This window comes from Phenylobacterium sp. (assembly GCF_036502675.1).
Classification (GTDB): Bacteria; Pseudomonadota; Alphaproteobacteria; order Caulobacterales; family Caulobacteraceae; genus Phenylobacterium.
This window is the reverse complement of the sequence record NZ_DASXYF010000004.1, coordinates 29,334-44,803: the sequence shown is the minus strand read 5'-3', so window position 1 is coordinate 44,803 and position 15,470 is coordinate 29,334. Positions and strand designations below refer to the sequence as shown.

Annotated in this window: 27 protein-coding genes and 1 tRNA gene; 8 read left to right on the top strand and 20 right to left on the bottom strand. The window is 69.9% G+C overall.

All coding sequences use genetic code 11. The features are described 5' to 3' along the window. Window positions 1-20: 20 nt before the first annotated feature. From VGL30_RS00540 to VGL30_RS00530, 3 genes are all read left to right on the top strand, one after another. Window positions 21-515, top strand: a complete 495-nt coding sequence (locus VGL30_RS00540) for a DUF192 domain-containing protein (protein ID WP_331535671.1) — start codon at window positions 21-23, stop codon at window positions 513-515. Further along, window positions 512-925, top strand: coding sequence for a PaaI family thioesterase (locus VGL30_RS00535; RefSeq protein WP_331535669.1), 414 nt, complete (start codon window positions 512-514; stop codon window positions 923-925). Before VGL30_RS00540 ends, VGL30_RS00535 begins: the two co-directional genes overlap by 4 nt. A 73-nt stretch (window positions 926-998) precedes the next feature. Beyond that, window positions 999-1,075 (top strand) — tRNA-Pro (locus VGL30_RS00530). A gap of 33 nt (window positions 1,076-1,108) precedes the next feature. On the opposite strand, the gene VGL30_RS00525 is transcribed toward VGL30_RS00530, so the two are convergent. The 19 genes from VGL30_RS00525 to VGL30_RS00435 form a co-directional block, all read right to left on the bottom strand. Further along, window positions 1,109-2,170 carry a tyrosine-type recombinase/integrase gene (locus VGL30_RS00525; RefSeq protein WP_331535667.1) on the bottom strand — a complete coding sequence of 354 codons (1,062 nt, stop codon included), beginning with the start codon at window positions 2,168-2,170 and terminating at the stop codon, window positions 1,109-1,111. Next, window positions 2,157-2,357 carry a hypothetical protein gene (locus VGL30_RS00520; protein WP_331535665.1) on the bottom strand — a complete coding sequence of 67 codons (201 nt, stop codon included), beginning with the start codon at window positions 2,355-2,357 and terminating at the stop codon, window positions 2,157-2,159. The genes VGL30_RS00525 and VGL30_RS00520 overlap by 14 nt, the downstream gene beginning before the upstream one ends. Before the next feature lie 79 nt (window positions 2,358-2,436). Beyond that, window positions 2,437-3,087, bottom strand: coding sequence for an HNH endonuclease (locus VGL30_RS00515; protein WP_331535663.1), 651 nt, complete (start codon window positions 3,085-3,087; stop codon window positions 2,437-2,439). Next, window positions 3,084-3,323, bottom strand: coding sequence for a hypothetical protein (locus VGL30_RS00510; RefSeq protein WP_331535661.1), 240 nt, complete (start codon window positions 3,321-3,323; stop codon window positions 3,084-3,086). The genes VGL30_RS00515 and VGL30_RS00510 overlap by 4 nt, the downstream gene beginning before the upstream one ends. Next, window positions 3,320-3,829: a hypothetical protein gene (locus tag VGL30_RS00505; RefSeq protein ID WP_331535659.1), complete on the bottom strand. Its 510-nt coding sequence runs from the start codon at window positions 3,827-3,829 to the stop codon at window positions 3,320-3,322. Before VGL30_RS00505 ends, VGL30_RS00510 begins: the two co-directional genes overlap by 4 nt. Then, on the bottom strand, window positions 3,822-4,106 hold the full coding sequence (locus tag VGL30_RS00500; protein WP_331535657.1) for a hypothetical protein: 285 nt from the start codon (window positions 4,104-4,106) through the stop codon (window positions 3,822-3,824). The genes VGL30_RS00505 and VGL30_RS00500 overlap by 8 nt, the downstream gene beginning before the upstream one ends. A 152-nt stretch (window positions 4,107-4,258) precedes the next feature. After that, a complete protein-coding gene (locus tag VGL30_RS00495) occupies window positions 4,259-4,495 on the bottom strand; it encodes a hypothetical protein (RefSeq protein WP_331535655.1) in 237 nt (78 codons plus the stop codon). A gap of 322 nt (window positions 4,496-4,817) precedes the next feature. Beyond that, complete coding sequence (locus VGL30_RS00490) at window positions 4,818-5,138, bottom strand: hypothetical protein (protein WP_331535653.1); 321 nt, start codon at window positions 5,136-5,138, stop codon at window positions 4,818-4,820. Further along, window positions 5,138-5,626, bottom strand: coding sequence for an NADAR family protein (locus VGL30_RS00485; RefSeq protein ID WP_331535651.1), 489 nt, complete (start codon window positions 5,624-5,626; stop codon window positions 5,138-5,140). The genes VGL30_RS00490 and VGL30_RS00485 overlap by 1 nt, the downstream gene beginning before the upstream one ends. A gap of 32 nt (window positions 5,627-5,658) precedes the next feature. Beyond that, entirely contained in the window at window positions 5,659-6,333 is a 675-nt protein-coding gene (locus tag VGL30_RS00480) for a hypothetical protein (RefSeq protein ID WP_331535649.1), read from the bottom strand. Window positions 6,334-6,508: 175 nt separating this feature from the next. After that, window positions 6,509-7,003: an ASCH domain-containing protein gene (locus VGL30_RS00475; protein WP_331535647.1), complete on the bottom strand. Its 495-nt coding sequence runs from the start codon at window positions 7,001-7,003 to the stop codon at window positions 6,509-6,511. Between the two features lie 89 nt (window positions 7,004-7,092). Next, window positions 7,093-7,995, bottom strand: a complete 903-nt coding sequence (locus VGL30_RS00470) for a hypothetical protein (protein WP_331535645.1) — start codon at window positions 7,993-7,995, stop codon at window positions 7,093-7,095. Window positions 7,996-8,000: 5 nt separating this feature from the next. Continuing rightward, the gene (locus VGL30_RS00465) at window positions 8,001-9,683 is read right to left on the bottom strand and encodes a ParB/RepB/Spo0J family partition protein (RefSeq protein ID WP_331535643.1); all 1,683 of its coding nucleotides are present in this window, start codon (window positions 9,681-9,683) and stop codon (window positions 8,001-8,003) included. Then, window positions 9,680-10,270 carry a 3'-5' exonuclease gene (locus tag VGL30_RS00460; protein WP_331535641.1) on the bottom strand — a complete coding sequence of 197 codons (591 nt, stop codon included), beginning with the start codon at window positions 10,268-10,270 and terminating at the stop codon, window positions 9,680-9,682. The genes VGL30_RS00465 and VGL30_RS00460 overlap by 4 nt, the downstream gene beginning before the upstream one ends. Beyond that, a complete protein-coding gene (locus VGL30_RS00455) occupies window positions 10,267-10,674 on the bottom strand; it encodes a hypothetical protein (RefSeq protein ID WP_331535639.1) in 408 nt (135 codons plus the stop codon). The genes VGL30_RS00460 and VGL30_RS00455 overlap by 4 nt, the downstream gene beginning before the upstream one ends. Further along, window positions 10,675-10,830: a hypothetical protein gene (locus VGL30_RS00450; RefSeq protein WP_331535637.1), complete on the bottom strand. Its 156-nt coding sequence runs from the start codon at window positions 10,828-10,830 to the stop codon at window positions 10,675-10,677. Continuing rightward, on the bottom strand, window positions 10,827-11,096 hold the full coding sequence (locus tag VGL30_RS00445) for a hypothetical protein (protein WP_331535635.1): 270 nt from the start codon (window positions 11,094-11,096) through the stop codon (window positions 10,827-10,829). Before VGL30_RS00445 ends, VGL30_RS00450 begins: the two co-directional genes overlap by 4 nt. Next, window positions 11,096-11,362 (bottom strand): hypothetical protein, encoded by a 267-nt coding sequence (locus VGL30_RS00440; RefSeq protein ID WP_331535633.1) that lies wholly within the window; start codon window positions 11,360-11,362, stop codon window positions 11,096-11,098. Before VGL30_RS00440 ends, VGL30_RS00445 begins: the two co-directional genes overlap by 1 nt. Before the next feature lies 1 nt (window position 11,363). Further along, window positions 11,364-11,750: a hypothetical protein gene (locus tag VGL30_RS00435; protein WP_331535631.1), complete on the bottom strand. Its 387-nt coding sequence runs from the start codon at window positions 11,748-11,750 to the stop codon at window positions 11,364-11,366. 261 nt (window positions 11,751-12,011) lie between these two features. Between VGL30_RS00435 and VGL30_RS00430 the strand changes: the two genes are divergently transcribed. Then, window positions 12,012-12,479 carry an HIRAN domain-containing protein gene (locus VGL30_RS00430; RefSeq protein ID WP_331535629.1) on the top strand — a complete coding sequence of 156 codons (468 nt, stop codon included), beginning with the start codon at window positions 12,012-12,014 and terminating at the stop codon, window positions 12,477-12,479. 9 nt (window positions 12,480-12,488) lie between these two features. Here VGL30_RS00430 and VGL30_RS00425 read toward each other — a convergent pair whose 3' ends face one another. After that, window positions 12,489-13,082 carry a S24 family peptidase gene (locus tag VGL30_RS00425; protein WP_331535627.1) on the bottom strand — a complete coding sequence of 198 codons (594 nt, stop codon included), beginning with the start codon at window positions 13,080-13,082 and terminating at the stop codon, window positions 12,489-12,491. Between the two features lie 166 nt (window positions 13,083-13,248). On the opposite strand from VGL30_RS00425, the gene VGL30_RS00420 reads away from it, so the two are divergent. The 4 genes from VGL30_RS00420 to VGL30_RS00405 all read left to right on the top strand — a co-directional run bounded on the left by VGL30_RS00420 (window position 13,249) and on the right by VGL30_RS00405 (window position 15,468). After that, window positions 13,249-13,443 (top strand): hypothetical protein, encoded by a 195-nt coding sequence (locus VGL30_RS00420; protein ID WP_331535625.1) that lies wholly within the window; start codon window positions 13,249-13,251, stop codon window positions 13,441-13,443. A 214-nt stretch (window positions 13,444-13,657) separates the two neighbouring features. Next, window positions 13,658-14,044 (top strand): hypothetical protein, encoded by a 387-nt coding sequence (locus VGL30_RS00415; RefSeq protein WP_331535623.1) that lies wholly within the window; start codon window positions 13,658-13,660, stop codon window positions 14,042-14,044. Next, the gene (locus VGL30_RS00410; protein ID WP_331535621.1) at window positions 14,041-14,763 is read left to right on the top strand and encodes an ArsR/SmtB family transcription factor; all 723 of its coding nucleotides are present in this window, start codon (window positions 14,041-14,043) and stop codon (window positions 14,761-14,763) included. The genes VGL30_RS00415 and VGL30_RS00410 overlap by 4 nt, the downstream gene beginning before the upstream one ends. Window positions 14,764-14,793: 30 nt before the next feature. Continuing rightward, entirely contained in the window at window positions 14,794-15,468 is a 675-nt protein-coding gene (locus VGL30_RS00405) for a hypothetical protein (RefSeq protein ID WP_331535619.1), read from the top strand. The last annotated feature ends 2 nt before the right edge of the window (window positions 15,469-15,470 follow it).

Genomic DNA, 15,470 nt, shown 5'->3' with positions numbered 1-15,470 from the left:
CCTTTTCCCCGGAGTCGCCCGTGTTCCAACCCAGATTCGCCCGGCGCGCCGCCGCCGCGTTCGCAGCCCTGGCGGCGTCGATGCTGCTGGCCGGCTGCGCCACGGCCAAGCCCGCCGCCTGTACGCCCCAGCCCGCGCTCAAGACCGAGCCGATGGACCTCGTCACCAGCCGCGGGCGCACCCGGCTCGTCGTGGAGATGGCCGAGACCCCGCACCAGCATGAGGTCGGCATGATGTGCCGCTCGGCCCTGGCCGCCGACCGCGGCATGCTGTTCGACTTCCACACGCCGCACGAGGTGGCTTTCTGGATGCACAACACCCTGATTCCGCTGGACATGGTGTTCATCGGCGCCGACGGCCGCGTGTTCTCCATCGCCAGCGCCCGGCCGCGCGACGACACGCCCGTGCCGGCCGGCGGCCCGGTGCGCGCGGTCCTGGAGATCCCCGGCGGCCGCGCGGCCCAGCTGGGCCTTCTGCCCGGCGACCGCGTCTTGCACCGGATCTTCCCGAAATGACCGAGCCGGGAGCGCAAGCCCAGCCGCCCGACGGCTTCGAGCCCGCCGTCTCCCGCGCGCCGTTCGCGCAGCACAACGGCCCGTTCTTCGACCGCGCCAGCCCCGAAGGCCTGCCCCAGCGCGCCTTCCACGTCCTGCGCCGCCACACCAACGGCCTGGGGGTCGTGCACGGCGGCATGCTGGCGACCTTCATGGACGGCGTGCTGGCGATGTCGCTCCCCCGCGGCGGGGTGACCGTGAACCTGTCCCTCGACTACCTGCGCATGGCCCGGGCCGGCGACTGGATCGTCGGCGAATCGCGCCTGCTGCGCGCCGCCGGCGATCTGGCCTTCGTGGAGGGCCGCGCCTTCGTCGGCCCGCACGACGTCGTCCGCGCCTCCGGCGTCTTCAAGCTGATGCGGCGGGCCTGATCCCGGAGGGCGGCGCTCGCGTTCCGTTTGCAGGACGGCGGAAACCCTTCTATGTCAGCCCTTCCGCAGGTCCCGGGGTGTAGCGCAGCCTGGTAGCGCATCTGCTTTGGGAGCAGAGGGTCGGAGGTTCGAATCCTCTCGCCCCGACCAGCACTTAGCTGGAATTGGACCTGGCGGTTTTGATCATGGTTTTGCATCCTTCGTTCGCGAGGCGTGCTCGTCCATGCGGCGGATGCGGTCGAGCAGCAGCTCGTCCTTCTTCACGTAGCGGTCGATCAGGGTCTCCACGTAGTCCTCGGACCAGCCCATGACCTCGGCGATCTCGCGGATCGTCAGGCCCGATCCGTAGAACTTGGTGGCGGCCGTGCCGCGCAGGTCATGGAAGTGCAGGTCGTCGATCCCGGCCTTGTCGCAGGCCTTCCCCCAGCTGGAGCCGAACCCGGTGCGCCACGGCTGGCCTTCGGTCGTCACCAGGTAGGTCGTGGCGGCCTTGCGTTTGGGCAGGGCGTCCAGGTACTCGCGCAGCTCGGCGTAGAGCGGAATGATCACAGCGCGGCCGGGGCGCCCATTGCGGCCCTTGTTCGAGCGGATCTCCAGGCTGTTGGGCTTGCGGTGCGCCGGGCCCAGCCGCAACAGCACGGACCGGCGCAGGCCCGTGAGCCCGGCCAGGGTCGCGGCCTCGACGATCTCTTTCGAGGCGCTCTCCGCCAGCTTGGCGAGGTCGGCCGCGCGCCAGATCAGGCCGCTGCGGTCGCTGTCGTAGATGCCGACGATGCCGGCGCAGACGTTGTTGAGCAGCTTGCCCTCGGCCTGACCGAAGCTCAGCAGCCGCGAGAGCACCTGCACGCCCATGTCGGCCGCGCGCGGGGTGGCGGCGTGGCGGTCGCGCCACTTGGTGATGATCGGCCGGATCTGCGGGCGGTCGAAGTGCTCGATGCGCAACTCGCCGAATTCGGTCTGGATGCGGTCGAGCCAAGTGGTCCAGCTGGCCTTGGTCTTGGCGCTGATCGGCTTGGGCCCGCGGCCGTTCCAGGCGTCCGAGGCGCGGAACATGGCGCACAGCCCCGAGAGGCGGCTCCTGTCGCCGGTCTTGCGGCTGTCGTGGGCGTTCCTGAGGTCGGCGAGGAATTCGGCGCTGCCGGGCTCACCGCGCAGCCTGGGGGCGCCCTTGCCCCTCCATGCGTAATAGTAGGTGCGGCCCTTCGCGCGAACGACGTAGACGCCCTTGAGGTCAATCATAGCCATGCCGCTTGCCCCACTCCGCCAGCTCGTCGTCGAGCGGGGCGGTCGGGGCCAATTCGTTGCCGTTCGCCGGCAGCACGTCAACACTGCCGTCAGGGCGCAGGCGGAAGCCGCCGAAGGGTACGCCCTCAGCCTCCATCGCCTTTTTGGCGCGGCGCATCTGCGCCTGACTGACGGCGGGCTTGTTCACGGCAGGATTCGCCAGCCCACAGCCTTGAGGGCGCGGACGGTGCGCTCGACCTCGGATTGGGTGAAGGCGGCCTTGCGGGTCACGGGCGTTTCCGAAGCTGCCGCGCGCGGTGCTCGACCTTCGCCAGCGTCAGCAGGGCGGGCTTCATCTCCAGGGCCGCGCCGTCGTAGGCCGGGCGCCGCTTGTGCGGACCGCCGTTCAGGGCCGGGAGCAGGGCGCGGGGCACGAGCTCCCAATTGGCCGGATCGGTGTTGGTCCGGTCGCTGTCCAGGGCCTTCAGGCAATAACCGTCCGGCACGGCGCCGCGGGCGGCCTCCCACAGCCAGACGTGCTTGAGCACATATCGCCGCTCGTAGCCGGTATAGGGGTTCGTCTCCTTGACGCTGATCTCGATGTAGCCGTCGACGGTGACACGCTCGTGGCCGGCCCACTTGGTGTTGTGAGGCAGGCCGCCCTTCTTGAACTGCGTCTTGCGCGCGTTGGGGTGACTACCGCCCGTCCCGGGCGCGCAGGCCTTGCCTTTGTTCGCCGGGGCCGAACCCTTCTCGAAGCAGCCGGTCCGCCCGGTCTTCCAGCCCCTGCGCTTGCGCGGGGCGTGGAGGTTCGGCGCCGACACGTCACGCCCGAACGCCTCGCAGAACGCGCGGTGATAGTCGCCGATCGGCAGAAGCCGGTTGGCCTCCAGCCAGGCCATCTCGGCGGCGCTATAGCTGATCCAGTGGCCCTTCACGGCTTGTCCGCCCCGATCATCGGCAGGTGCGGCCGGAAACGCTCCCCGTGGGTGGCGAGGATGGTGACCGCCTTCAGCTGCAGGTCGGCGTTGCGGACGATCTGCTCGGCGACGTCGACGATCGCATCCGTGCGGCTGACCTCCTGCGCGATCTGCTCGGCGGTGAGGCTCTCGTCCGACAGCCGCTCGAGCTGGGCGAACAGGTGGTCGTTGAGGTCGGCGAGCTTGTTCTTCACCCCGCCCCCCCTTGCTGAGATTGGTCGGCTGCTTGAGAGTCGAGACGGGCGTCGCCGTAGCCCCGGGATGGCCCCTGTTCTCCCTCTCGTGGCTCGTCTTGGTCACGGGGCGGAGGGCTTCGCTGTTCCTGAGCCTGCGCCAGCTTGGCGTGGAGGATCGCAGAAAGGATGGCGAGGGCGGGTGTGGCGGGACTTTCGCCGGCGCCCAGCACTTCGTCTGACCCGAACAGCAACTGCGCCCCATACAGCGCCTCAGTGCCGCGCAGCTGGCCCTTTCCGACAAGCCACCAGCACCCGAGCAGCACCCGTTCAGCCAGGGCGAGAGCGGCGTCTACGGAGGCGGTAAGTGGCGGCAGATAGTTGAAGTCATCGCCGCACGGCTTCGGGTTTATCTCAACGCTGTAGGTTACGGTGATGCGCATGGCGCGAGCGATGTCGGCATCCAGCTCTAGACATGGTCCCGTCGCCGCCTCAACCCGCTCGATGAGACCTTGAAGATCAGACATTGCGGTCGTCCGCTCCCTCTATCGCCGGGCGGGGGTCCTCTTGGTCACGGGGGCGGAGGGCTTCGCGAGCGCGCCTAAAGTCGCCGTAGGTCAGGCCGAACTTTATCGCGCAGGTTTCGTTGTCGGGCGCGCCGCAGCCCTTGAAATTTTCCGCGATGGTCGCGAACGGCTCCAGCGCCTCCCGCATCCCCTGCTCGCGGATGTTGGCGGCTTGGAGTTGGGCCTCGGCGGGGTGGGGCGGATATTCGTCAACCGGGAAATGGGCAACGATACTCACGCGCTCCGCTAGCGAGAACCGATCATCCTTTGCCTGCCGCACAAGCCATCGAACCCATCCTCGCGCTACGTCGCGATCCTCCTGAACTGCGTGAAACTTCGCAGCTAAGGCTCGCCGGGCTTCGGCCTCCAGCCGTTCCGCGTGATCACCCATTACCAATCGCCCCCATCGTTCGGGATACTGACGCTATCGAGAAGGTAAGCCGGGTCCACGGCCTCGTGACCGCCACCGCCGCCGTGAATATGTTCGCCGTCAGGGCCGGCTCGCATGATGTGCAAGTCGCCGGACCCGGCGAATAGCCAGATCGACTTCGGCCAGGACTTGGCGAGGCGTTTTAAGGCCCTGATCGCCCGCCGCTCTTCTGGCGTCGGCTCGATGTCATCACCCATCGGACCGGTCTTCCAGCGTGGCGGTCCCGCTTGTTGCTAAAGCGTGCCGTTCGCGTGCGATATCGCGCTCTTCCTCAGTGCAGTCGCTGCGGTGCTCGGGGCAGGCGTAGAACGCACCCTCTCCAGTCGGCGAGCCGTCGTCGCGTGCATAGACGAAACCCCACCCGAAGCGCTTCATGGTGGCGTAGTCCGTGTCTGGAATTTCGTTTTCGCATGGGCATCGGGTGGCGTGACCCTCAGGCCAACATTGAACACCGTTGGCCCTGGCCTTCTGTGCGGGGTCAGGCGTCATGGTCGGCTCCGGGGTGGTGGGGTTGGGGCTTCACGAAACCTCTCCGTCGGTGATGTAGCCATGCCAGCCGGAGCATTGACCGTCACCGCGCTTGTGGGCCGGCGTGTTGAGGCTTGGCGTGAGCGAGAGGGTGTCCCAGTCGCGGTGCGGCCCCTGCGTCGCCGTCCAGATCCGCTCCGAGCACTTGTTGCCCTGCGCATCTGTCCACTCAACGTCGCCATGCGGTCTCGACCAGATGGCGTGCCGCAGGCGCAGCTTGCGACAGGTCGGGCAGAGGAATGTGAACCGCTGATAGCCGCGCGCGTTCGGCGACCAGTTTTCCATGATCGGCTCAAGTTCGGTCAGGCGCATCACCCCTCCTCCCGAGGCGCTGAGGTTTTGAGGAGGGCGGCTCCTGATTGCTCCTTGGCGGATCGCAACTCTGAACGTAGCTCCATCCAGAGTTTTCCCAACATATTGAGGCCCGTTTTGTCTTCGCCCCAACCCCAGTAGTCGTCGCGCCAGGAATCCTCGATCAGTTCACGGTCGCCGGTCGCCAGGAGTTTGCGGCGGACGTACTCGTGCTGGGACGCCTTTTGGCGCAAGATTTCCAGCATAAAGCCCACCTTCACTTCGTCCCAATCAGGCCGGCGGCAGTGCTTCATCTCCTGAGCAGTCTTGAAGGCCTCGTGCGCCGATGGTGCGCGGCGGATACGGCGTCGAAGCGGGATGTTCTCGTCGCCGGGGAATTTTAGCCAATGGTAGAGCGCTTCCGACGTATCGAAGCGCAGCCCGTCCCACATCAGCGTGAACGCTGAGAAGTTCGACAGCACGTAGAAGTCTTGCTCGTAGAAGAACACCTGAGCGTCCGTGTCGAGTTTGTGAGTTTCCATCACCCCTCTCTCCGAGGCGCTGAGGCTTTGCGAACGGGTGTCCCCGCTGTTTTCACACCCGGCGGGGACTTGATAGCCGAGCATCCGCAGATTGTGCAGCGGGTCATCTCCCGCAGCGCGCTATTGCGCTCGTCCTCCAGCTCGGCGATGCGGTCTTTGGCCGCTTGGAGTTCGGAGGCGGCGGCTTCGGCGCGAACCTCTGCAAGCCTGCGCAGCGCATACTCGGTGGCGCGAGCAATGGAGGCCTCGTCAGCGACCTCGTTCAGCTTGACGAGCTCGTCGCCACCGCGTTCGCGCAGCCCTTCTAACCAACCACGATGATGGGCGTCGGTTGCGGCTTCATCGTCGTTCCGATGGCAGCTATCAACCAAGCTGAGGGCGGCGATGTCGTCGGCGGAGAGCGTGCGGCCTTCCTTGAAGCCATAGACCTGCATCGTCGCGTCTTCGAGGGCGTCCCACTCCTCCTCGGAGCGGTCGATCATTTCGTCGATCTTCGGCTTTAGTAGCTCGGCGATGCGGTCCTGATCTGTGTGGATATAGAGCGGCTGCACAAGGTTCCCCGCGCCCTCGGCTTCTCGCCGTGCCTGCGCTTCGGAGTGGCAGAGTATCCACCCATCCGCGAAGTCTTTGACGCGCCATGCAACTGGCGACAGAGGGGGGTTGTCCGTTGTCATGGCTGGGGGCTTCTGGGTTGGGGATGGGGTAACGGCTCGGTCTTCCCTGCGAACGCCGTTCGCGCCTGGCTTCCCGCTGCTGTGATGGTGACCACCGCCTCCCAGCGCTTGGGCGCGTCCGCAGGGTCACGCATATGGGCCCGGCCTCTCGGCGTCCGCCCGGGGGTCTCGTCCATCACGCCCACCCGACGCGCGCGCAGATCTCGAGATGATCCAGCCGCCGGCCGACCCGTGCGTCGAGATCTTCCGGCGGCGTCCAGTTGAACAGTCCCTGTCGCCCGATGGCCGGGATCGGCTCGCCAAGCGGCCGGACGTCGGCGAGCGCCCAGGCGAAGCGGCCGGCGGTATAGTCGCCTGACGCTTCGTCGGCGCGCGTGATGTGTTCGACGACGGCGTCGGTGCGGCGGCAGGTCCGCAGTCGCGCGATCGCCACCACCATGCCCAGCGGGCATTGCTCCCACCAGGCCTGGCCGATGGCGCGGTGGCAGAGCCGCGCCGGCGCGCCGGCATAGTCGATGGTCTTGGCGGCGTGGATCGCGATCGGGCCGCGGTGCTCGGTGGACCAATGGCGTGTCTCGTGGGCCTTGAGCCCGAGCGCGACGAGGGTCGCCCATGGCTGCCAAAGGGAGATCGCCTTCATGGTCCGGGTGTCGCCGAAGAGGTCGCTCACGTGGTGTTCCTGTGGTTCGGGGTCTTGGCGCAGGGGGCGGCCCGGTGGGCGCGAGGCCGAAGGCTACGAGCCCCACCGGGCCGCCAGGCTCAGCCGGCGGCGCTCATCAGCTCGAGCAGCTTCTCGGACTGACGCACATAGGACTGTCTGCGGGCGCCCCAGTAGGCCGCCACCACCGCCGCCGCCACCACCACCACCGCCGCCGCCTCCGCCGCCGCCGCCGCCGCCGCCGCCGCCACCACCGCCGCCGCCTCCGCCGCCGCCGCCTCCGCCGCCGCCGCCTCCGCCGCCGCCGCCTCCGCCGCCACCGCCTCCGCCACCACCGCCTCCGCCACCACCGCCTCCGCCACCGCCACCGCCACCGCCGCCGCCGCCGCCTCCGCCGTCGCCGCCTCCACCGCCGCCTCCGCCGCCGCCGCCACCGCCGCCGCGTCGAGCGCGTCGAGCGCTTTGCGGCGGACCGCCCAGGCGCCGTCGCGGATCGCCCGCGCTTCGGGGAGCAGGGCGCGGAAGGCGGCCCGGTCGAACGGGGCGCCGCGCGCCAGGGGTTCGAACAGCGCCAGCAGGCGCCCGCGAAGGGCCTCGACGTCCGGGTTGGTGGTGGCCGGGACCTCGCTGGTCAGCAGCCACTGGACCATCCGCCAGGGCACCGCCGACAGGTCCGCGCCGGGCCGGGCCGCCGCCAGGAACCGTTCCGGCCAGCTTCGGGCCTCCTCGACGGGCAGCCCCTCGAAGATCCGGTCCTCCAGGTGCGCGAGGGCGCGCGGAAGGCCCAGCTCGGTCTCATAGGCGGCATGGCTGCCGCTGTGCAGGGTGCACCCGACGGCGCAACCCTTGCCGTCCTTCCAGTAGCCGTAGCCCTGGACCAGCTGGTCGGCGGCGGCGTGCTCGCGCACCCGCTTGAGGTAGGTCTCCTTGATGGCGAGGTCGCCGTGGAAGGCGACGAACGCCGGGAATTGCAGGGCGGCGGTCTGGTGTTCGGTCTCGCTCATGGGGGTCAGCTCCAGGTCTTGTGAGAGTGGCCGCAGGCGGCGTTGAGGGCGAATGCGATCAGCTCGGCGCGGGCCGTGGCCAGGGCGTCGGGAAGCTCGCGGTCGTGATCGCAGACCGCAGCGTCATGGCCCTCGGCCCCGCTGACGCAGCCGGCCTCGACCGTGTTGGCGCGGAACGGCCCGGCGATGCCGGCGGCGTCGGCCAGGTCTCGGAAGTGCAGCTGGCCGTTGTTGCCGAACAGCCCGGTCGCTATGCCCGCGCGGACTTTCGCTAGAATCTCCGCAGCTTCGGCGGCTTGCCTCGCGTCCTCGTCATCCTCCCCCTCGGGCATCCCCTCCGCCGGCGGCGTTAAACCGGCGGAGGGGCGCTCGGGCGCCGACGGGGATGCAGGCCGTGGCGCGGGAGCCGGGGAAGGGACTGCGGCAGGAATGTCGTCGCCACCGGCGGCCGCAGGGGTCGGGGTGTTGAGCCAGTCCGTGGCGTAGCGGCCGGATTGTTCGGTCTCGCGGATTCGCTCCGACGGCCAGCCCATGGCGGCCAGGGCGGCGAAGTGGGCGTCGGCGTGGATCTCCGGCGCGAGGTGCGCTTCGGCCAACAGACGGCAGCCCCTCGGCGTGACGCTCGCCCCGATATGGCCGTCGCCCATTGACGTCATGGCCAGACCGGCCTTGATCAGGTTTCCCCAGTCGCGGTCGAGATAGATCTGTTGAGTGGCATCGACGGACCCCGCGAAAAACCCGGAGCCTGTGGCCGAATACTTCGCGCGAACCTCAACGAGCCGCAAATATTCCGTTGGGCGAAGGTCGGGTTTGAGCGCCGCCGGCGCGGGGGCGCGCTCCGTCAGCTGTTCGATAGGCTCGACCACCTCGGCCTGCGGCTCCGGCGCCGCCGCCTTCGGGGTGCGCACCCGCTCGCGCGCCTGTTCCCAGGTGATCAGCCCGCCCTCCAGGTCGGCGAGGTCTTCAGGCGGCAGCTCGGCCAGCACCTGCAGGCGCACCTGCACGTGGCGCTGCGTGCGCCCGACCCGCCGGGCGATGTCGGCGGTGCCCATTTCGTGCAGCTCCATCAGCCGCCTGAAGGCCTGGGCTTCCTCCAGCGGCGGCAGGTCGCGCCGCGCCAGGTTCTCCATCACCGCCTCGGTCAGCGCCTGGGCGTCGTCCAGATCGCGCACCGCGCAGGGCAGGGGATAGTCGGCGCCTACATCGCCCTGCTCGATCAGCCGGCCCACGGCCCGCCAGCGGCGCTCGCCCGAGACGATGCGGAACGGGGCGCCCGGCTCGGCCGGCGGGCGGACCGTCAGGTTCTGCTGGATGCGCCCCGCATCGAGGATGGCGGAGGCCAAGGCGGCCTCGTCGTCCAGGTCGAAGGTCTTGCGCGGGTTGAGCCGGTCGGGCGCCAGTTCGGCGTGCACGAAGGTGCGGAACCCGGCCGGCGCGGCCGGGGCCTCGGCGCGGTCGAGGGCGGCGAGGGTGCGATGACCAAGGTCGATCAGCACGGGGATGGCATGGCCCGGCGCCCCATCGATGTCGATCAGGCCCTCACGCTCCAGGGCCTTGAGGGACTTGCGCAGGTTGTCGGCGTCGCGGCCGATCAGCCGCGCCAGCCCGCCGACGTTGCCGAAGCCGCCGGCCGACAGCGCCCGCAGCACCTCGGCGTTCTGCACCGCCAGGGCCGTCAGCACGGTCATGCGGCGGCCTCAGGGGGTTTCACCAGGGTCGGGGTCTGGCGCTCGCGCAGGATGGCGTAGGCGCGGGCGACCGCATCAGCCTGGGCCTTGGCGTCGTCGAGGGCGTTGTGGTGCGTGCCGCCGTCGCGCTCGGGCTTGACGCCGGCCAGGTCGAAGATGGTCCGGGTGCAGCGGCTATCGTAGAACTGCCAGGGCGGCTCGATCCCGCAGACCCGGTAGGCGGCGCTCAGCAGCGGCTCGTCGAAGTTGCCGCCATGCCCCCAGAAGCGGGTCCCGCCGACCCGGCGCCAGAAGGCGCTGAACGCGTGCAGGGCCGCGACCATGGGCATGCCGGGGACCGTGAGCGCCTGGCGGGCGGCCTCGCTCCGCCCCAGCCACCAGAGGACCGTTTTCGCGTCGAGCGTCAGGCCGCAGCGCTGCGCGTCGGCCGGGTCGATCACCGCATAGAAGGTCTCCCCGGCGACGCTGCTGACGGGATCGAAGGCGACCGCGCCGATGCTGACGATGACGGAGCCGGGCTGTACGCCAAACGTCTCCAGATCGACCATCACGTGGTTAGGGCGCGGCGGGGCGATGATGTCGTTCACGCGCGATCTCCAGGCCTGCTCGGGGTTCGGTCTTCCGGTCCGGCCTCGACCGCATCGCAGAAGGCGTGGATGACCACGGGGATGGCGGCGGCCTTGCGGCGCGGCGCCAGGTCGCGGACCGCCTGGCCGGCCAGATCCGCCAGCACCAGCGCCTCGTCGGTGCAGGCGCACTCATGGGCCAGCACGCCGGCGGCGAGCGGCCGCACCGCCGCCAGCCGCTGCACCGCCGTGGCGAACACCTGCAGCTCGCGTTCCGCCAGGCTCTCGCCCGCCACCGCGGGCTGGTTACGCCGGACCGCCTCCAGCAGCCGCGTGGCGGCCTGGGCCTCCAAGGACAGGCCCGCCGCGAGCGAGGGCCTGCCGGCCCGGCCGGGGGGCGGGGGAAAATCGTAGAGGACGCCCATCTAGGCCGCCCCGGCCGGGGCGTTGGCGCTCGCCCGCACGTCGGCCGCCACCATCTCCATCTGGGAGGCGGCGGCGAACAGGTCGCCGGCCTTCAGCTGGTCGGCGGCTTTCAGCAGGCGGCGAAGGCAGTCGAGGATGGCGTGCGGGTCCATCATGCCGCCCTCCGCGCCGCGCCGGCCGCGGCCAGCGCGCCTTGCAGGGCGACGAGCGTCACCCCGGGCCCGGCGGCCGTGGCGAACCAGTCGTCCTCGGCCTCGCACTTGACCGCCGCAAAGCCCCGGTCGCGGCCCGGCTGGTAGGCCGTGACCGGCGCCAGGCTCACCGGCCGGCCCTGGGCCAGCTCGGCCACCCGGGCGGCGAGATCGGGCAGCAGGTCGAACTTCTCCGGGATCGCCCCGACGATGAGGGTCAGCAGCCGCATCAGACCGGCCCTCCGACGATCGGTGCCAGCATCAGCCCCCAGGTCGCCAGGGCGATCAGCCCCAGCGCGAACAGGTAGGCGAGGCCCCAGAGCGTGCTGGCCGCCGCGACCATGAAGGCGAACGCCTGGCGGGGCGGCCAGCGTTCGTCGCCGCGGACATCGGGCCGGAAGCCGACCCCGGCCAGATCGATCTGGCCGCGGGCCAGGGGGCGGCTGCGGATCGGGCGCAGATAGGCCCGGGAGATGGCTTGCGGGTCGGACGGCATCTCAGCCCCCGATCACATGGTTGACCAGCAGGATGACGACCGCCACGCCCAGGGCGCCGATGGCCAGCGCCGCGCCGATATCCTTGCGCCGCTCGCCGACCGCCCGGGCGATCCCGGCCCGCTGTTCGAGGGCGAGGGTCAGCCGCTGCAGCGCCTGTTCGGCGGCGTCCGCGCGGGCGTCGGCGATGTCGCGCCCGACCTGCAGCACGTCCAGTTCGGCCTGGAACACCTGGCCGACGGCGGCCTGGAATTCGGCGCGGTCCTGATAGACCGTGGTCGCCCCCCGATGGGTGACCGCCACCTGGTCGCTGGCGGCGCGGGCGTACAGCACCCGCTCGGCCGGGAAGGGGTGGAGGCTGGCGAACGGCGTTCGCATGGGCTCGGACATGGGCATCCCCCCGCCCCGCACCCAGACCCGGTTGAGAAGGGTCTTAGGGCGCATCCAACCTGAGCTCCGATCGGGATTGATCGGGGTCCGGTGCGGGGCACGGAGCGAATGTAGCGGACTAATCGTCGCTATTGTCAAGCATATCGGGACATATAATCCGTAAATTGTTTCACGTGGAGCAGCGACTCAGCGTGACCAATCGCCAAGAATCGATCGCTTGAGATCGCAATCTGAGGGCGCACAGTGCGTCTGGAGGTGGGCATGGTCTGGATTTTGGTGGCGGTCGCTGCAGCGATCTTGATTTTCGTCGTCGTGCAAAATCAGCGGCGTCCGGTCGCCGCAGTAGGTGGCGGGCTGACGGTTCGTTTCCCAGGCGATGGCGACTACGAAACCGACATCGTCGGCGAGTCGAATTATCAGACCGACCTGGAGGCGATTTGCGGCGGGCGATCGAAGGAAAGCCACGAGTTCGAGTGCGAAGCGATGCTAAGGCGTGAGCCGGATAATCCCTATGATCCCAATGCGGTCTGTGTGTGGGTCCAAGATCGCCGCGTCGGCTATCTCGCGCGACCGCTGGCCGCGGCGTTCAGCCAGATGGCGGCGGCTCGCGGGGTCACCGCGGTCGTCTGTGACGCCCTGATCGTGGGCGGCTGGCGAGACGCCAAGGGCGAGAGCCACTTCGGCGTCAAGCTGGATCTCGTCGAGGATGACCTAGACGATGAGGGTTAGGTCCGCCGTCTACAGCGTCAGGATCGCGTGGATCGCGCGCACTGAGGAGGCGTCATAGCGCACCTCCTTTTCTGGATTGTACTGCGCGACGAAGACCTGGCCATCCCGCTCCCGCTTGTAGGTCTTCAGGACGGCCGTGCCATCGTGGAATTCCAGGATGGCGTCCTGGTCACGCCCAGGCGGGACGCCCCGCTGCACCAGCTTGCGCTCGCCCGGCCAAATCCTTGGTTCCATGCTGCTGCCGATCGCCTGCACCACGAAGAACTCGCCCTTCAGCGACATGCCGCGCGGAAGATCGACCATGTCGAGGATTTGGCCGTCGTTGAGGGCGAACCGCTCGCCGTCTGAGCCCGCCGCGAAACCGTAGAGAGGCACGCGCATGCGGTCCGCCCAGTCGCCGGCGTTGGGATTGTCGTTCTGCGCATCGGTCAGGAACGCCTCGACGACTTGCAGCTGATCGACGCGCAGCGGGCCGCCCTTCTTCAGCGTGCGAGCGAGCTGACTGCGGTCCATTTTGAGGCGTTCGGCGAGGCGAGTGCGTGTGCCGCGGTCGGTGCCTTCGAGCCGCTGAGCCACGGATTGCCAGTCGAGGAGATCTTGCATGTGACGCAAGATCGCCCCGTCCGCAGTCACATAGCTATTGACGGATAGACCCAAATCACCCCAGCCCAAGCGACATATTATCAACGACGGATAGTCGCTAATGGGACAAATAATCCCAATCAGCAATGGTGAAGCTCCACTTTCCCCTTCGAGGAGGGTCCGGAGGGTGCTGGGCGCAGTTCGTTTGGCGCGCATTTGCAATCGCGGCACCGATGCGATTCGCAAGTGGGATCGCGCCAAATCGAAGGGCGGGACCGGTGGATTGGTCCCGGCTGAATTCCAAGCGCGGATACTTCGTGTGGCGGAGGTCGAGGGCCTGCCGCTGACGGCGCGCGACTTAATCGCGGAGCCGATCGAGTGAGCCGGACGCACGCGCCCCGCCTCTGGATGTGCAGCATCAGACAGCCCCATCGGATCTCGTCTGCGGCCCCCCGCAGACACGTGTGCGTCCCCTCCCTGCAAGTTATCCGGGCACTTACGGCCCGTGACTTCAACTCTAGCTTGGGGTTCCGGCCGGAGTCTCGGATAAGATTCACAAAACCCGACGCGCCGTCGGTTCGCGGCGGCCGGGGCGCATGAACCGCCTGCGCCCCAGCCCGCCGCCGCTCGTCCGGCCGCGCGAGCTGCGGCTGGACTGGCGTGGCTGGCTGGCGGCGGCGCGGGCCCGGGCGGCGGCGGCGCTGGACGGCGCGGGCCTCGACAAGCGCGAGGAGTTCGACCTGGTGCACGGGGCGGTGCGCACCGCGCAGACCGTGTTCCCGGTCGCCGACGCGCCCGCCCAGGGCATGGCCCGGGCGTTCGCGGCGCTGGCCAAGACCTTCGTGGAGACCACCGACCCGGCCCGCCGCGCGCAGATGGCGCCGGCGCTGGAGCGGCTGGCCGCGGCGCTGGACGACATCCTGGACGAGCCGGCGATGGCGGCGGCGCGGGCCGCGCGGGTGCAGCAGGGGGAGCGGGAATGACGGCGGCGGCGATTTCGAAGTTCGACGGCGCGGCCGGCTTCGGCCCGACCGCGCGGCCCGACCGGCTGAACGCCGCCGATCCCGCGCTGCGGGCGTTCGTCGCCCTGCAGCGGCGGCGCGGGGTGAGCTGGGACGGCCTGGCCCGGATGCTGGGCCGGCCGGGGGCCGACGTGCGCGCGGCGTTCGAACCGGCCCCGGCCGCCGCCACCGGGGCTGCGCCGCCGATCGCCGCGGGCGCCCCGCCGCGCCCGCCGGCCGCCGGGCCGCCCCAGGGCCGGGTGAACCTGGGCCCCGGGCGCCTGCGGGTGCTGCAGGCCCTGGCGGACGGGGCCCGCCGGCGGCCGGAGGTGGCGGCGGCCTCCGGCGTCTCGGAGACGATGATCTCGCAGCACATGACTTGCCTGCTCGCCGCCGGGCTGGTGACGCTGCTGGGCTACGGCGTCTGGCAGGCGAGTCCGCAGGGCCTGCGAACCCTGCGCACCGCCGCCCGCGCCGCCGCCAAGGCGCCGCCGCGCGTGAAGCGCCAGACCCCGCGCACCCAGGTGCTGGCCGCCCTGGCGGCCGGCGCGCGCACCCCCCCGCACGGCCGGCGAGGCCTGCGATCCCCCGTGCACCCGCACCGCCATGGAACGGGCGCTCTATCGCCTGCGCCTCGACGGGCTGGCCGAGCGGGCCGACCGGTCGTGGGCGCTGACCGCGGCGGGGCGGGCGGAGCTTGAGCGGCTGAAGCATCAAGGGGGAGAACTGTCATGAGCTGGACGAAGCTTGCGCCAATTGCGAAGACCACGGGCCGGCCGATGGCCAGCGCCACGATCGTCGTCCTCAAGGACGGCGTTCCGAAGATCTCCCTGATCCTGTCGGCGTCACTGAAGGACGAGTTCGGCGATCCGACCCGCGCCGACGTGCTGGCGGGCGAAGGCGAATATGCCGACTGCGTGCGGCTGGAATTCCGGCCCGACGGGGATTTCGACGTGCGCGGCTTCGTGCATGGCGGCGCGCGGATCTTCCTGCCTGTTCCGGACGGCCTGCCGCGCCGCGCCTGCGCCAACGCGCCCTGCGCCGTGGTGGAAAAGCAGGTCCGCAACCACGATGTCCTCATCGCCGCGGGCCAGCCGGCCGAATTTGACAGCGTGGTCCTGCGCCTGCCGGTCGAGGACTGGACGCGCGTCGCCCCGCCCGCCAACCGTGGGACCGCGCCAGCCCCCCCCCCACCCGCTCCCACAGGCCCGCCCAAGGTCGGCAACGGCGCCCCGCTGGATGTCGCCGAGTACCTGACCGGCAAGGGGGTGAAGTGCGCGCGGCTGGCCGGCGAGCGGTTCCAGCTGAACGGCGAGGTCGTGCAGTTCGGGGCGGTCCTCAAAGCGGTCAACGATCATCGCGCCGGCGCGGGCCTCGATCCGCTCGCACGCACCCAGGTTCGGTGAGG